The following is a 15169-nucleotide window of genomic DNA, read 5'->3' as shown; positions in this document are numbered from 1 at the left end:
AGGTTCCCCGAATATATGATGATCAGGTGCATGGGGTCGTTATTCCGCTACGCCGCGCAGCGCGGTTGCGATGGCGCGCTGATCGTCGCTCTCAAGGTAGGGATGCATCGGCAGCGAGATCACCTGCTGCGCTGCCCGATCGCCTTCGGGTAGCTGTGCCGCCGTATCCGCCACCGCGGGCTGCTGGTTCAGCGGTATCGGGTAGTGCACCGCCGTGGGAATGCCGGCTTCTTTTAATTTAGTTTGTACCTCCTCGCGATTATCCACGCGAAGGGTGTACTGCGCCCAGGCGCTGGTGTTGTGGGGCTCCACGTAGGGCGTTATAAACTTTTTGCCACAGAATCCACTGAAAGGCACGGAAGGGCTCAGGCTATTTTTTTCTGTATCTTCCGTGGTTTCCGTGGCAAGAATCAACTGGGTGTAGCGCTCGGCGACCTGTTGGCGGAGCGCGAGTTCCTCGTCGAAGATGTCCAGCTTGGGCAGCAGGATGGCGGCCTGCAGGGTATCCAGCCGGCTGTTTACGCCCACGCGACGGTGGTGGTAGCGCCTGTCCTGCCCGTGGCGGGCAATCTGGCGCATGATTGTTGCCAGCTCGTCGTCGCTGGTAAACAACGCGCCGCCGTCGCCGTAGCAGCCCAGCGGCTTGCTGGGGAAGAAGCTGGTAATGCCGATGGTACTGAGATTACCCGACTGACGACCCTTGTAGATGGCGCCGAAGCTTTGGGCGGCGTCTTCAATCACCGGGATGCCGTGTTTTTCGGCAACGGCGTTGATGGCGTCCATGTCGGCGCACTGGCCGTACAGCGAGACCGGAATAATCGCTTTGGTGCGCGGGGTAATGGCGGCTTCCAGCCCGGCGGGGTCGAGGTTGTAGGTACGCGGATCGATATCCACGTAGACCGGTTTGGCGCCCAGCATGGCGACGGTTTCCGCGGTGGCAATATAGGTAAAGCCGGGGGTAATGACCTCGTCGCCGGGGCCGATGCCCAGCGCCATCTGGGCGATCTGCAGGGCATCGGTGCCGTTGGCGCAGCTAATGCAGTACCTGGCGCCGGTGTAGGCGGCGAGTTTTTCTTCCAGCTCGGTGACTTCGGGGCCGAGGATGTACTTGCCGTGGGCGAGCACCCGCTGAATGCCGGCGTCGATCTCATCTTTGATGCGCGCCTGCTGGGCGGCCAGATCAATAAAGGCAATAGGGGACTGGCTGGAAACGCCTGTCTCGTTACGCACTCGATGTCTCCTCGTTGATAGTGACCGCTCCGGCACCGCGCTGAAGGTCGATCAGGTTGCCGTCCGCATCGAAGCCTGCGGCCACAAAGCCCTCGAACGCGGTAGCCTGCGGTTTTATCGTCATGTTGAAACCGCCCGGCAGCGACTTGGTGGCGGCCTGCGGCGCATGGCCGTCTCGCAGCGCCTGGCGAGTGGTTTCGAAAGGTGTCCGGCGCTGCAAGTCGTGCCGAGCTGGAAGGCCAGTCAGATGGATCGGAGCATGAGCCATAAGCGCGCGATGCAGACCTTGTCCGTCTTCAAATCGTGGGAGTTTATGGCCACGGTTATAAGGCGTCATCAGCCAGGTGGCCGCGCCGTCATTTTCCGTGGCATAGGCAGCATGCCAGGCGCCGGCTGACCCGTGATGCGGATATTTGAGCGCCGTATGGGCCGCCAGATCGGGGTATTCTTCGGCGATACTGGCCCAGTCCGTGGCTTCCGCGTCCGCTCCCAACAGCAATCGGCAGTTTTTCCACTCTGCCAGCAGCACCGTGGATAGCCGGTTACGGTTACCTGAAACCTCGGCTTGCCGAACGGCGTTGCTATCGGGGTGCAGGGCGGTCAGGCGCAGAGGGCCAACTGTCCTGGATGTGTCACGCTTTATTTCCCAGCGCGTTTCCGGGTTCTGCTCCCAGCAGTCGTGAATGGCGGCCAGGACCTGCTCCACGCTGCCCGCGCGATAAGCAGCTTCCGGATCGTCGGCCGTATTGCCGCTTTGGGGCAGACCAAGCGGATGCGGATAACACCCAATCGGCCCGTTGCCGCCGTGCGCCAGCACATCATCCAGGCCAGACGCATGATCCAGATGCGGGTGAGTCAGTACGACAGCCGACCACTGCGCCTCATGTTGCTGGAGCAATTTTACGGCCGGGCTCTGGCCTTCTCCTGCTCCCGGCAGGCGACAGCCGTCTACCACGACCCAGCCGGTTTCCGGGGTGCGCAGCACGATGCTCTCGCCAAAACCCGGGCCAAACACAATCAGATAAAACAGATCGTCGCGGAGCTTCATGTCACCCAGCCCGAGCGGCGCAGGTAGCGCGCCGGGTCCGGAAACAGAGGCGGCAGATCGGGATCGTGGAGCTCGTGGGCCGGATGTACGCGGATCAGCGGCATCTCTTGGTCGGCATACCAGGCAAGCTCGACAAACTGCCCTGCCTGTAGCCGCTCGGCGGTGGTATCTTCCGAGCAGGCGTTGAACTGGTGCGTCGCCATCTCGATGGTGCCCGCCTGCGGCCTTTCGTCCTGCCGCGGAGGCTCGGCAACGTGAAGGACGACTTCATCCTCGGAAACGGCATCCACTCGCCCGGGCAGCCAGTGGTCCAAGGGTCGCTCTCCCTGCCGGGAGGGGGCGAGGTGAGGCCCGTTCCACTGGGTGTCCGGGGCGATGGAAAAGGGGAAGAAGGCTTCTCCCCGGCGCGCCTGGAGTAGGGCTGTCAGGCGTCGTTTCAGCGCCTGCAGGCCCGGTTCGCTCTGAATAATGCTGTCAGGTATTCCTTGCAGCACCTCGTCGGCCATGTCGAGCTGCCCACGATGAAGCAACAGGCGCCCGATCCAGGTATGCAGGTGCTTGTAGACCGATGGCGTGATATCGACGTCGGGAAGCCCGAACTGATCGAGCACTTCCAGCCAGGCATTGTGCGTTTGCTGCGCGCGCCCGCGTGTGATCAGGTAGCTGATCCAGCGCGAATGCCACCAGACGTTGTCCGGCTCCAGCTCGATCGCGCGCCGGTAATGCGCTTCGACCGTGACACTCTGCTCGGCGAGAATGTCCAGGTTATAGGCCTGGTAGTGATGCGCATAGGCATCATGCGGCTCCCAACGATGAGCACGCTGGAACACCTCGGCTGCCCGGCGGTACTCGCGGCGCTCTCTTGAGAGAAGCCGTCCGACGATATCCAGCTGGGTGGCAAAATACGGGCGCGCCCGCTGCATAAGCGCTACGTCGTTGGTATGCATAGCGTGGTGGAAAGCCTCGCACTCTTCTATCAGCAGCATGGCGTCGTCGGCATTGCGCTGCTCGAAACGCTGGCAATAACGATCATACAGCTGCCGGTGAGCGCTATGACGCTCCCTGGCAGAAAGCCAGTAGGCGTTGTCGCGGGCGTCGGCCTTGAGCAGCTCGTGCAAGCGGTAGCCCTGCGCCTCGGGATACATCAGGCAGTAGCGCAACAGCGCCCCCGCTCGGCTTGCCGCCTTTGGCGCATCCAGTACATCCAGCTCGGCGTTGCCCAGGGGCCGCCGTGACAGGCTGATGCGGCCCCAAGCCGGCAAAACGGCGTCCATGGCCGGATGCCCTTGCAGCGCTTCCACCAGCTTGCGCGAGAGTTCGCGGCGCGGTTTGCCTTGTCCCCACCAGCGCACGGCGGCGTCTACCGTTATGGCTTCCGCAAGCGCCAGCAAAAGGCGGACTTCCAGCGGCGAGCGACTTTCCAGATTGCGTACGCCACTCCTTGCCAGCGCTTGCGCGGTGTCTGCCAGGGCGCCCCAATCGCTACTTTCGTGCAGCCAGTCGCGGGCATTTGAAGCGGCCTTGAGGTGCCAGCTACGGTGGCTTCTGATACCGCTTTCCACGGCACCGGTAACCACTCGGTGGCAGGGGGCGCGCAGCAGCCAGTCAATCACAGCGCTGGCCTGCTGACGAAAGTGATCTGTGTCTTCCTCTGCGGAAGAGTGCCAGTGTTCCGGCTCGTCGCAGAGCAGCACTACACCTTCAGCGCTGTCTTCCAGCCAGCTCTTCAGCGCCTCGAGCTTATCCAGCCAGCTTTTTTCGTCGCTGCGTATCAGCGCTAGCTTGTCTGTGCCGATATGCCCATGGCTATGCAGGCCTACCGCGACCTCCACCATGGCCATCACGCCGGCATCTGCGGCTCTGGCCGGAGGCTGCACGAGAATCGGTGATTGGCCCTTGTCACGCAGTGTGATTGCCAACCCCCTGAGAAGGCTGCTCTTGCCGGCGAAAGGGGAGCCCTGTATTTGCCACAGCCGAGCGGATCCGCGTGCAGATTCAAGATCCGTGATGAGATCCTGCTCTAGACCAACGGCTTCAGGAAGCTGCTGCATGCCTTTACTCCCTTTTCAGAATAACCCCATCCTGTAACACATAGGTGGCGCCCGTTTGCTGACAGACGGTTTCACCCCGGCCGGTGAGCGGCAGCGCCAGCTGTTCGCCGTGTTCGCTCATCCAGCCGATCTGTTTGGCCGGGACGCCTACCATGAGAGCGTAAGCCGGCACGCTGCGGTTGACAACGGCGCCGGCGCCGACAAAGGCGTATTCGCCGATGGTGATGCCGCAGACGATGGTGCAGTTGGCGCCCAGCGAGGCGCCTTTTTTCACCAGCGTATCGCGGTATTCGTCCTTGCGCTCGACCAGCGAGCGGGGGTTATAGACGTTGGTGAACACCATGCTGGGGCCGCAGAAGACGCCTTCTTCGAGGGTTACGTTGTCGTAGACCGAGACGTTGTTCTGCACCTTGCAGTGGTCACCGATGAGCACCCTGTTGCCGACGAAGACGTTTTGGCCCAGGGACACCCCCTTGCCAATGCGAGCGCCTCCGCATACGTGGACAAAGTGCCAGACCCGAGAGCCGTCGCCAATTTGGGCGCCTTCATCGACGATGGCGGAATCATGAATCATTACGTTCGAGTTGCTCATCTCACACCAGCTTGTTGAGGAAGGGATGGGCTTCGCCTGTCTCGGGCTTCTGCGGCTGGGCGTTACGCAACGTATTGACGGTTTCGATGCAGTGGCGGACCTCGTTCATGCCGTAGCCGCGCCCGGCCAGGATTTCCTGATAGCTGACCGTGTGCAGGTCGGTAAAGCCGCTGGAGAACTCGATGGCCTCGCCGTCTACGGTAATGGAGCGGAAGGTGGGCTGTTTGCCCTTGACCTCTTCCGGCAGGTCGCTGGCATCGATGGAGAGAAACCACGGGACTCGGGCTTTTTCGTATTCCAGATAGCCGGCCGCTTTGGTGTTGCTGGCGTAGTGCAGCACGCTCTTCTGCAGGTCGCCGAAGATGAAGTGCAGCATGTCGAAAAAATGTACACCAATATTGGTAGCTACGCCGAAGGACCGGCGCGGGTCGCCTTTCCAGCTTTCCACGTACCATTTGCCGCGGGAGGTGATATAAGTCAGCTCCACCTCGTGCTTGTCGCTGCGCTGCTCCTGCGCTACTTTCTGCTGGAGGTCGATAATTGCCTGGTGATGACGCAGCTGCAGAATATTGTAGACTCGCCGGCCGGTTTCCTTTTCGACCAGCGCCAGCTCGTCCAGAAGTTCGGGTGTGGGCACCAGCGGTTTTTCGCAAATGACATCGCAGCCCAGGCGCAGGCCGGCGGCAATATGGGCATGATGCAAGTGGTTGGGCGAGCATACCGCGACGTAGTCCAGCGTGGTGGCCGGGTCGCGCTTGAGCTGCCAGGCATGCTCCTGAAAGCGTTCGAATTCGGTGAAGAATTCGCTCTGGGGCGAGATGGAATCAATAATCCCGACCGAGTCGTTGATGTCATAGCCAACGGTCAGGTGGTTGCCGGTTTCCTTGATGGCTTTCATGTGCCGTGGGGCGATGTAACCGGCGGCGCCGATCAGAGCAAAGTTCTTCATGGAGATTCTAACCTTACGCTTTAATGATGTGGGCGGCGGGCTCGCGGTAAGTGCCGCGGCTGTCGATAATCAGCGGCGCGTGGCGTTTGATCAGTTCGATATCAAAGCGGTCGTGATTGGTGGCCAGCACCACGGCATCGAACTCCGCCAGATTTTCTGCCGATGCTTCGACGCTGCTTAGCTCGAAGTGGTGCTCGCGCATCTCGGGAAAGACCGGCACGTGCGGATCGCTATAGGCGACCTCAGCACCTTTGGCCTTGATCAGTTCCATGATTTCCACTGACGGGGACTCGCGCATATCGTCCACGTTCTTTTTGTAGGCGATGCCCAGCACCAGCACGCGGCTGCCTTTTAGCGCCTTGCCGTGGCCGTTAAGCCCGTCCATCAGCTTGCCCACCACGTATTCCGGCATGGCGCGATTGACCTCGCCCGAGAGCTCGATGAAGCGTGTGTGCAGGCCGTATTCGCGCGCTTTCCAGGTCAGATAGAAGGGGTCGATGGGGATGCAGTGCCCGCCCAGACCCGGGCCGGGGTAGTAGGGCGTGAAGCCGAAGGGCTTGGTGGCAGCGGCGTCGATCACTTCGAAAATGTCGATGCCCATGCGATCGGCGACGACCTTCATTTCGTTGACCAGGCCGATGTTCACCGCGCGGTGGATGTTCTCCAGCAGCTTGGTCATCTCTGCCGCCTTGGTGGAGGTGACCGGCACAATACGATCAATGGCCGGGGCGTAGAGTGCTACGCCTACCTCGCGGCACGCCGGCGTATGCCCGCCGACTACCTTGGGAATGGTATGCGTTTCAAAGTCGCCGTTGCCGGGGTCTTCGCGCTCGGGTGAGTAAACCAGGAAGATGCTCTCCCCCACAGTCTGCCCGCTTTCTTCCACCCGGGGCAGCAGCTCTTCTTCGGTGGTACCCGGATAGGTGGTGCTTTCCAGCGAAACGACCTGGCCGGCGCGCAGGTGGGGCTTGAGGGCATTCATAGTGCTGAGCACGAAGCTCATGTCCGGCTCGCGGTACTTATTGAGCGGCGTGGGTACGCAAAGGATGACCGCGTCAGCCTCTGCGATACGGCTGAAGTCCGCGGTGGCCGTGAAGCCGCTTTTTGTCGCAGCGGCGACCTTGTCAGTGGGGATGTGTTCGATATAGCTCTGACCGCCGTTGAGCGTGTCGATTTTTTCCTGATCAATATCGAAGCCCAGCACGCGATAGCCGATGGCGCTGTAGCGCAGCATCAGCGGCAAGCCAACATAGCCCAGACCGACGATGCCGATGACTGCTTCTTGCGACTGCAGCTTGTTAACCAGCTGCGTTTTTTCATTGCCCATTTGTTATGGTCCAGTAGCGGATGAAACCTGAAACTATGCTTTTCTTCCTGAATTCAACCAATAAGCGCAGCACCTGCGCTATCCAGGGCTCCTGAGTATTCCCCCAGGAACACCTGCGCCGGTGTCCGATAGCCAAGCCGTTTTCGGGGGCGATCATTCAGCTTCCTGACCACTTTGCGAAGCTCGGTAACGGTGACCCGTCGGAAGTCGGTTCCCTAGGAAAAATACTGCCGTATCAGGCCATCCGTGTTCTCGTTGGTCCCACGCTGTCCGGAGCAGTAGGGGTCACAAAAGTACGTTGCTGTTGTCACTGCCTTTGCCACAGCTACGTGGTCGGCGAATTCCGAGCCATTGTCCGGCGTGATGGTTTGGACAGCACCCCGGCGAGGTTTCAGCAGGCGGATCATGGCCCCTTTCGTCAGCTCTGCCGAGATCCTGGGTAGCCGCTGCGACGCTCGACCAGCGTGACAAGGCCTGACTGTTTGTGTCCCTTAAGCACCGTGTCACCTTCCCAGTGGCCGATGGTAAGCCGGCCATCAATATCAGCAGGCCGGTGCTCGATGCCCACACGGTTCGGGATCTTGCCGAGCCCTGCGCTCCTGGCCTGGGCACGATGCCGACTGCGACGCTTGGGTTGACGGAGATGCCGCCAGAGATCACCACCGCAAGCCTTGTCGTCCCAGATCAGGGAATAGATCCACTGATGACTGACGCCGATCCCAGCCAGAGGCGCCATGAAGCCGCTGATCTGCTCCGGGCTCCACTCCTCGCGCAGCCTTTCAACGACGGCGGTGATCATACTGGGCAGACGCTTCGTCCACTTCCAGGCGGTGCGGCGCCGGTCATCGCTAAAGGCCTGAGCCTGTTCAGGATCGTAGCCCTCAGCGGCGTTGTTACGGCGCAGCTCTCGACTGATCGTGCTGTTGTGGATGCCAAGCTCTCTGGCGATCTGTCGCCGGCTCATGCCGACACCCCGTTGGGCGTGAATCTGGTATCGTTGGGTCTGGATCAGCTGTCGGTATCCCATGCTCTGCTTCACTTTGGTCGGTGGGCCGAGAAGGGTACCGGCGCTGGCCCTCCTGCCTCCACCGTGATGTCCAAAGTGCTGCGGTTATTCTATGAATCCAGGATTTTTTTAAATGATTAATGATGACATCGAGCGTTTTGAAACCATCGGAAAAGATCGCTGATGGTTGCGTCATCTTTGAAAATATTCTGCTAAGGATGCTCTTCCATCCGAAAACCTACATGAGATAGGCCACGGCTGGTTTCGCTCTCTTCTTGGTAAAGCCAGAATGGGTTTCGATATACACGGTAGGCGGCCACGCCTTTGGAGCTTTAATTACTGTTTTTGAGAGTTATCGATAGAGCCCGCTTATCGATAACCATATTTAAAATCAACAACTTAAGAAACGGTGTTATCGACAACCATACATGGTTGTCCGGCGCCAAGGCTTGGCGCCGCTTCTTGCCACTGCATCACTCGACCGCTTGATGTTGGCCCTGTTTCGCGCCATTTTCGACCATTCGCGCACGCTACCGCACAAGGGTTCACGGCTTACCCTTGAGGCCGATGTACTTGCTATCCCACACAAGGGTGGAGTAGGGCATGTTGTGTTGGTAGAACTCACCGGGCAAACCGGCTGTATGAGCTGCGTTTCATGTTTGCCCGAGCGCCCTGATGTTTCATGGGCGGAATTTCTAAGCGGCGCATGTTAGCACACCACTGCAGGTGCATCCATTTGAGGAAGCTCTGCGGCATGGCAAGCATGAGGTGGATGAGGTGCTCAGAGCCTCGATAGCTCTCAGTCCGGCTTGCGCTCATGGCTGTCGTCCAGGTATTCAAGATCATGGCATCATTCCGGCGGTTGGTCCGGGGTGGTCGGGCGGCCGCTTGAGATACGGTGCCGCCACGTCTGAAGGGCCTTGTTGCTGCGCAGCCGGCCCAGGTACTTGATATCACGCTCTTCCATGGCGACCAGCGTAGGATTGCCGGTAAACCCGGCATCGATGCGCACTCGCACTCTGGTCTCGGCCCCCTTGCTGAGGTACTGCACCAGATTCAAGTTTCTTGGTTCCTGGGCTGGACCCGCAAACGATGCGAGCTACCATGGTGCTACACGTCTTCTTACCGGAGAACATCCATGGCCGATATTCGCTTGCGCATCGAGCTGCTTGGTACCGACCCGCTGGTCTGGCGCCGCGTGGTGGTACCGGAGCAGATCAATCTGCACCGTCTCCATGAACTGATCCAGGACGTGATGGGGTGGGCGGATTGCCACCTCTATGAATTCGAGTGCAACGGCCGCTTCTACGGGGAGCCAGACGAATGGAGCGATCGGCCCATTGCTTTGGCGCGCAACGCCAAGCTGAAGGCGATGGCGGCGCGTGCCAAGGAGGGTGTATTCCAATATATCTATGATTTTGGCGATGGCTGGGAGCACCGCCTCGTCGTCGAGGAGACGGGCCTGGAGAAAGCCGATCCTTGCCCGCGGTTTATCGACGGTGCCATGGCCTGCCCACCAGAAGATATCGGTGGCATACCGGGCTATGCGGCGTTGAAGGCAGCTGCCACTGGCGAGCAGGATGAGCATGGTCAGTATTTGCTGGAGTCGCTCGATGGTGAGTTCGACCCAGAGGCGCTGGATGAGGCGGAAATCGCCGATATACTCGTGCCTTTTCAGGCTGGCTTCCGGCGCTTGGGTGAGGGGGCTTGTGAGCCACGTCAAGCGCTACCGCAGCAGTCACAATCACTCGACATGGAGCAGTCGCTGAAGGCGCAGGGCATCCATAACATTGAAGAACTAATGGAGACGCTGCAGGAGGAAATCGACAAGAATCGGTGACGTCTTCGGCATTCATCACCGTGGTCTCGACCACCGCGGCGAATGTTTCTTAGGGAGACTGGCCTTCTTCCCCTTGGTCCACGGCATCGGGCAGGCAGCGCCCTTAGCACGCGATTCCTGGTGTCACATGGAGACGTTGATAGGGGCTTTACAGAAGTATGGGGCCTTGTTAACGTCAGGTCATCGAGCCAAATTGCTCGATCGGGATTGACAGCCCGGAACGATTCAGGCGCACAAGCGCCACAGCGGCGCTTTTTTGCTGTTATGGCGGCGGTGCGTGGGAGGCTTCGGCCTGCCGGGTTCCTGTATCTCCGGTCTGTCAACCCGTGTACCGTCGCCCCCATTGATTGACAGCAATGCGGGTGACTCCACTGATACAGGAGTCCTACCCATGGTCCATCTGACCGTATCCCACCATCGTAATAATCCCCGCGCACGAGCTGCGGCTCACCGCGCCATGGCCATCGCTGCCTTGAAGTCCAACAGCAGCCTGAAAGTGCGCTACCGCCGTTATAACGCGCATATGCGTAAGGCCAACGCCCTGTCCCGGACGGCAGACACCATCTCCCAGCATCAGGAGGTGACGTCATGAGCCCGCGCGTAGATCCCGCCAATACCTTGCCCGTTCAGAAAAGCCACAAGAGCGATCCGGTCGACCGCATGATTGCCGAAGCACTCGACAATCTCCTGTTGGATCACGCTCGTTCAGATACGGCTTTCACTATCATTTCACTGCGCGATCTCCTGCTCCAGCAGTCCGAGTTCGAGGGGATGGATCAGACCACGCTGCGCTACCGGGTACGTGACCGGCTGAGCAGCCTGGAAAACCACGGCCTGCTTGAACAAGTCGGGCTGCAGGGCAAATGCCGGAAAGTATTCCGCCTGAACATCGATAACGTGCCCGAAGACCCGCCTACGACTGAGGATAACCGCGCATTTGAGGAAGCAGCATCCTCATGCACGGCGGAACCGCCGCATATCGCTCGGCAGTCATCGCCAGTGCCGCATACAACATATACGTCACCCGAGACACCACCGACGTCTCCAACCGATCAGCCAGCCACAACAGACAGTGAGCTGCATGCCCATCTGGACCTGGAACGACATGCCCTGCGAACCGAGATGGAAACCGTCATGGGGGAGTCCGAGCACCTGCGCCAGCTACTGGTTCAGTTTCCCCAGGAATCAGACCGCATCAATCCGTTACTGGACGCGGCCATCGCCCAGGGCAGCCAGCTGAAAGGCAAGCTGGACGCAAATATCAAGCTGCGTCGCACCCTGGCGGACGAAGACCGTGGGGAGGGCGAAGCATGAGTCAGCACCTGGATCAAGCGATAGCGTTGGACCTGCCGCCCCTCCGGCGCTGGCAGACCGAGTGCCTGCAGCAGGCGCTGCAAACACTGTCGCCGCAAACACCACACTTTCTGTGCCAGGCCACGCCGGGCGCCGGCAAGATGTACTTTGCCGCGTCGCTGGCCAAAGTCCTGCTGGAGCAGGATGCGATTGATTATGTCCTCTACCTGGGACCGACCCGCGCTGTTGTCAGCAGCGCAGTGGCATCGCTCGAAGAGGTCACCGATCTCAGCATGAATGGCAAGCTGGGCGCCTTGGGCGCCGGCTTTACCTATCATGCCCTGAAAAATCGCCTGAACGATCTTATGCGCCTGGGACAACGGGCGCGCATCCTCCTGATCTGGGATGAAAGCCACCATGCTGCCGGCCATAACGGGGCGTCGGCCGGTGCCAATCAGTGGGGCAAGGCCCTGATGGCACTGGAGCGGCACGTGCGCTTGACGGTAGCGCTGTCCGGCACCCCGTGGCGCACCGACGGTAGCTGTTTACCCTTGTTGCGCTACCTGGAAGTGGAAGATCACGATGACGATAGCGACGAAACGGAAGCGCCAGCCCAGCAGCGTCAACTTCAGCCCGATTTCGTGTATACGCTGCGTGACGCTATCGCCGATGGCGTTTGCCGCCACCCTCAGATGGAGCTGGTCGATAATCGCTCCATCACGCTGAAAGGGTTTCACCTGAAAACCGGTCGCCCGGAAACCCACCGCTTTTCCAACATCCCGCGCCTGCTGACCCACCCGGCCGTCCACTACGCGAGCCTGGTACGGGATGATGCTCTGATCGATCGGCTATTGACGCTGGGAAACCAGCGCCTGACCGCGGTGCGCCAACAACATCCGGACGCCGCCGGCCTGGTGGTGGCGACTGACATCATGCACGCCGAAGAGATTGCCCAGCGGCTGGAAGAGAAAGGGCAGGACGTTTGCCTGGTCACCAGCCGTGAACCGAATGCCCACGCAAAACTGAAGCGCTTTCGTGGGGGCTCCACCCCGTGGATTGTCTCGGTCGGCATGGTCAGTGAAGGCGTGGATATCCCACGGCTGCATGTCTGTTGCTATCTCAGCCACGTCCGCACCGAAGCGTTTTTCCGACAGGTACTGGGGCGGATCATTCGGCGCATCGGCAACCACGATGCGACCTGCTACTTATACGCCCTGAATGAACCGTTGCTGCGCCACTATGCACGCCGGCTGAGTGATGACCTGCCCGAAGATCTGGCCACGGTCACCGTCGCCACGCCACCTGATGAAACGCAGGGAGCGAACACATCGGCGCCGGGCATGGCACCGCCAACGACTGACGCTCCCCCTGACAGCGCGGCATCACCCGCCGACGGATCAGAGGCAGATACGTCGGGTTCATCGGACGTGTCGTTGACGTTTGAAGCCGACGCCCACATGAGTCCCTACCAGGCGGATGTGGCGTTTTCCCATGCCTTTTTTGAGCGCCTGGTGGCGCTGCGGCTGACATCTTGAAGGAGGGGGATACCATGGGTCGCCATCACGACACGCCGTCACTTATTGCGCAAGAGCCGCATCCCTATGAACCGGGCGGCGTTCTCGCGTCGGTCGAAGGGCTATCGCGCGAGGCTCGACGCCTTCTCTCAGAGAGCGTCTCACCCAACACGGTCCGGGCCATGCGAGCCGACCTGAAGATCTACTGCCAGGCCGGTGGTCAGCTGCCGGCCACCGAGGTGGAGGTCGCGAACTTTCTGTCCGAGCAGAACCAGGCGGGCAAAGCGCCCGTCACCATTCAGCGGTATGCCAACTCATTAAACATGTGGCATCGCTATCACAATCTGCCTTCGCCGGTAAAACACCAGGCCGTACGCAGCGTGATACGCGGCATCAAGAAAACGCGTGACACACGACAGGCATCCGCTCCCGCTCTCCGGCTCAAGGAACTGCATCGCCTGCTGGACGCCCTGGATCGTCATACCCTGCATGGCCTGCGCGACAGCGCCCTGTTTTTACTGTCATTTTATGGCGCATTCCGCCGTAGCGAAGTGGTTGTGGTGGCTTGCGAAGACCTGGAATGGCGACCGGAAGGGGTCATCGTGACCCTGCATCACAGCAAAACCAATCGTTCCGGACAGATTGAAACCAAGAACATCATGCGGGCACCCCCGGGGACGGAGTATTGCCCTGTGGCGATGCTGGAGCGCTGGCTTGCGGCTTCACGTATTGAAAACGGGGCGATCTTTCGTGCGGTGTCATCCCGGGGGCGGCTAGGCGCCGGCCGAATGTCAGCGAATGCATTGGTGGCACGAATGCAAAGGGCACTCAAGGTGGCCGGCTTATGGGATAGGGGATACTCACCGCATAGCTTCCGCGCGGGCTTCATTACCGAGGCGCATCTGCGCGGCAAAAGTTATTTTCAAATCAAGCGGGTTAGCGGCCATCGCGATCAGGAAATGCTGGAGTCATACATTCGCATCGCTGATGCGTTTGAAGACCATGGCGGGGATTTCTTTACGTTGTGATGGGGCTTAGGAACGCCAACGAGGGTGCTGGCACTGTTGCTAAGCCCGGGCGCAATGTCCGGCAAAAAACAGGTCTTAATCTTGGGGTTCCCTCAGACTTAAGGTGAATCTATATACATAGCTGGTGTGACATCATGCTGAAGGCCATCAAGGTACGCATCTACCCCACCTCTGAACAGGCATCGTTACTGAACCGCCAGTTCGGATCGGTGCGCTTTGTGTACAATGCCGGCCTTCGCATCATGTCCCATCGCTACCGGCGTCACGGCGAGTCCTTGAATGCCAAGCATGACATCAAGAAACTATTGCCGGTGGCGAAAAAGTCTCGACAGTACGGGTGGTTGAAAGAGGCAGACTCGATGGCGCTTCAGCAGGCGTGCATCAATCTCGACAAGGCGTTCCAGCGCTTTTTCGACCCCAAACAAAAAGCCGGTTATCCACGCTTTAAAAGCAAGCGGGGCCGGCAGTCCAGCTACCACTGCGTCAACGTCAGGCACGGCGACAACTGGATCAAGGTGCCGAAGCTCAAGGCCATCAAGGCGCGTATTCATCGCCCGATGGACGGCAAGCTCAAGAGTATCACGCTGTCGCGCACTGTTACCGGCAAGCACTACGCCGCGCTGCTGTTTGAAACCGAGCAGGAAGCACCGGCTCCGCTCAAGGCAGTCGATACAGCCGGCGTTGTCGGCCTCGACATGGGGCTTTCTCACCTCGCCATTGACTCAAACGGTCATAAAACGGCCAACCCGCGCTTTCTCAAGCAGGCGCAGAAAAACCTCAAGCGCAAGCAACAGGCGTTGTCGCGCAAGCAAAAAGGCAGCGCCAGGCGGGCCAAGGCCCGCCTGCTCGTCGCCAAAGCTCACGAGCGTGTGGTGAATGCCCGCAAGGATTTCCAGCACAAACTGTCTCGGCAGATCGTTGACGACAACCAAGCGGTGATCGTCGAGACGCTGAAAGTCCGGAACATGATGAAAAATACCAGGCTCGCCAGGCATATTGGCGATGCGTCCTGGCATGCCTTGATGGCAAAGCTGGCGTACAAGACAGAGGAAAAGGGAAAGCACCTGGTCAAACTTGACCCGTGGTTTGCCAGTTCCAAGACCTGTCACGCATGCCAGCACAAAATGGACAGCATGACGTTAAGCGTTCGATCCTGGGCGTGCCCCGCCTGTCATACACGCCATGATCGGGATATTAACGCCGCGCTGAATATCAAGCATCAAGGCATCCTGCAGTTAAAGACGGAAGGGCTGTCCGTCTCTGCCCATTGAGGCTCGCGTAAAGCCGGCAC

Annotated in this window: 13 protein-coding genes and 1 pseudogene; 6 read left to right on the top strand and 8 right to left on the bottom strand. The window is 59.8% G+C overall.

What is annotated here, in order from left to right; genetic code table 11:
* Positions 1–39: 39 nt before the first annotated feature.
* The 8 genes and pseudogenes from ACZ415_RS04340 to ACZ415_RS04305 form a co-directional block, all read right to left on the bottom strand.
* Positions 40–1194 carry a DegT/DnrJ/EryC1/StrS family aminotransferase gene (locus ACZ415_RS04340; protein WP_425552740.1) on the bottom strand — a complete coding sequence of 385 codons (1155 nt, stop codon included), beginning with the start codon at positions 1192–1194 and terminating at the stop codon, positions 40–42.
* A gap of 28 nt (positions 1195–1222) precedes the next feature.
* The gene (locus ACZ415_RS04335; protein ID WP_344703656.1) at positions 1223–2278 is read right to left on the bottom strand and encodes a ComEC/Rec2 family competence protein; all 1056 of its coding nucleotides are present in this window, start codon (positions 2276–2278) and stop codon (positions 1223–1225) included.
* Complete coding sequence (locus ACZ415_RS04330) at positions 2275–4197, bottom strand: hypothetical protein (RefSeq protein ID WP_464387760.1); 1923 nt, start codon at positions 4195–4197, stop codon at positions 2275–2277. The genes ACZ415_RS04335 and ACZ415_RS04330 overlap by 4 nt, the downstream gene beginning before the upstream one ends.
* A gap of 136 nt (positions 4198–4333) precedes the next feature.
* Positions 4334–4903, bottom strand: a complete 570-nt coding sequence (locus ACZ415_RS04325) for an acyltransferase (protein WP_344703652.1) — start codon at positions 4901–4903, stop codon at positions 4334–4336.
* Between the two features lie 19 nt (positions 4904–4922).
* Entirely contained in the window at positions 4923–5870 is a 948-nt protein-coding gene (locus ACZ415_RS04320) for a Gfo/Idh/MocA family oxidoreductase (protein ID WP_344703650.1), read from the bottom strand.
* A 13-nt stretch (positions 5871–5883) separates the two neighbouring features.
* Complete coding sequence (wbpA, locus tag ACZ415_RS04315) at positions 5884–7197, bottom strand: UDP-N-acetyl-D-glucosamine 6-dehydrogenase (protein WP_344703648.1); 1314 nt, start codon at positions 7195–7197, stop codon at positions 5884–5886.
* 53 nt (positions 7198–7250) lie between these two features.
* A pseudogene (locus ACZ415_RS04310) lies at positions 7251–8224 on the bottom strand (IS30 family transposase).
* A gap of 829 nt (positions 8225–9053) precedes the next feature.
* Positions 9054–9263, bottom strand: a complete 210-nt coding sequence (locus tag ACZ415_RS04305; protein ID WP_344703644.1) for a hypothetical protein — start codon at positions 9261–9263, stop codon at positions 9054–9056.
* A gap of 78 nt (positions 9264–9341) precedes the next feature.
* On the opposite strand from ACZ415_RS04305, the gene ACZ415_RS04300 reads away from it, so the two are divergent.
* The 6 genes from ACZ415_RS04300 to ACZ415_RS04275 all read left to right on the top strand — a co-directional run bounded on the left by ACZ415_RS04300 (position 9342) and on the right by ACZ415_RS04275 (position 15149).
* A complete protein-coding gene (locus tag ACZ415_RS04300) occupies positions 9342–10043 on the top strand; it encodes a plasmid pRiA4b ORF-3 family protein (protein ID WP_344703642.1) in 702 nt (233 codons plus the stop codon).
* 391 nt (positions 10044–10434) lie between these two features.
* The gene (locus tag ACZ415_RS04295) at positions 10435–10635 is read left to right on the top strand and encodes a hypothetical protein (protein ID WP_344703640.1); all 201 of its coding nucleotides are present in this window, start codon (positions 10435–10437) and stop codon (positions 10633–10635) included.
* On the top strand, positions 10632–11357 hold the full coding sequence (locus ACZ415_RS04290) for a hypothetical protein (protein ID WP_344703638.1): 726 nt from the start codon (positions 10632–10634) through the stop codon (positions 11355–11357). The genes ACZ415_RS04295 and ACZ415_RS04290 overlap by 4 nt, the downstream gene beginning before the upstream one ends.
* A complete protein-coding gene (locus tag ACZ415_RS04285; protein ID WP_344703636.1) occupies positions 11354–12871 on the top strand; it encodes a DEAD/DEAH box helicase in 1518 nt (505 codons plus the stop codon). Before ACZ415_RS04290 ends, ACZ415_RS04285 begins: the two co-directional genes overlap by 4 nt.
* Positions 12872–12885: 14 nt before the next feature.
* Positions 12886–13878: a site-specific integrase gene (locus tag ACZ415_RS04280; RefSeq protein WP_344703634.1), complete on the top strand. Its 993-nt coding sequence runs from the start codon at positions 12886–12888 to the stop codon at positions 13876–13878.
* A gap of 134 nt (positions 13879–14012) precedes the next feature.
* Positions 14013–15149: an RNA-guided endonuclease InsQ/TnpB family protein gene (locus ACZ415_RS04275; protein WP_344703632.1), complete on the top strand. Its 1137-nt coding sequence runs from the start codon at positions 14013–14015 to the stop codon at positions 15147–15149.
* Positions 15150–15169: the final 20 nt, after the last annotated feature.

This window comes from Halomonas cibimaris, from assembly GCF_055379665.1.
Note: the sequence above shows the minus strand (reverse complement) of the source record. Positions and strands in the feature narration are given on the sequence as shown.

Bases quoted from the DNA above. Each gene is read 5' to 3' on its own strand.
- ACZ415_RS04290 (WP_344703638.1), top strand. From the start codon at position 10,632: ATGAGCCCGCGCGTAGATCCCGCCAATACCTTGCCCGTTCAGAAAAGC.
- ACZ415_RS04295 (WP_344703640.1), top strand. From the start codon at position 10,435: ATGGTCCATCTGACCGTATCCCACCATCGTAATAATCCCCGCGCACGA.
- ACZ415_RS04320 (WP_344703650.1), bottom strand. From the start codon at position 5,870: ATGAAGAACTTTGCTCTGATCGGCGCCGCCGGTTACATCGCCCCACGG.
- ACZ415_RS04335 (WP_344703656.1), bottom strand. From the start codon at position 2,278: ATGAAGCTCCGCGACGATCTGTTTTATCTGATTGTGTTTGGCCCGGGT.
- ACZ415_RS04300 (WP_344703642.1), top strand. From the start codon at position 9,342: ATGGCCGATATTCGCTTGCGCATCGAGCTGCTTGGTACCGACCCGCTG.
- ACZ415_RS04285 (WP_344703636.1), top strand. From the start codon at position 11,354: ATGAGTCAGCACCTGGATCAAGCGATAGCGTTGGACCTGCCGCCCCTC.
- ACZ415_RS04325 (WP_344703652.1), bottom strand. From the start codon at position 4,903: ATGATTCATGATTCCGCCATCGTCGATGAAGGCGCCCAAATTGGCGAC.
- wbpA (WP_344703648.1), bottom strand. From the start codon at position 7,197: ATGGGCAATGAAAAAACGCAGCTGGTTAACAAGCTGCAGTCGCAAGAA.
- ACZ415_RS04275 (WP_344703632.1), top strand. From the start codon at position 14,013: ATGCTGAAGGCCATCAAGGTACGCATCTACCCCACCTCTGAACAGGCA.
- ACZ415_RS04280 (WP_344703634.1), top strand. From the start codon at position 12,886: ATGGGTCGCCATCACGACACGCCGTCACTTATTGCGCAAGAGCCGCAT.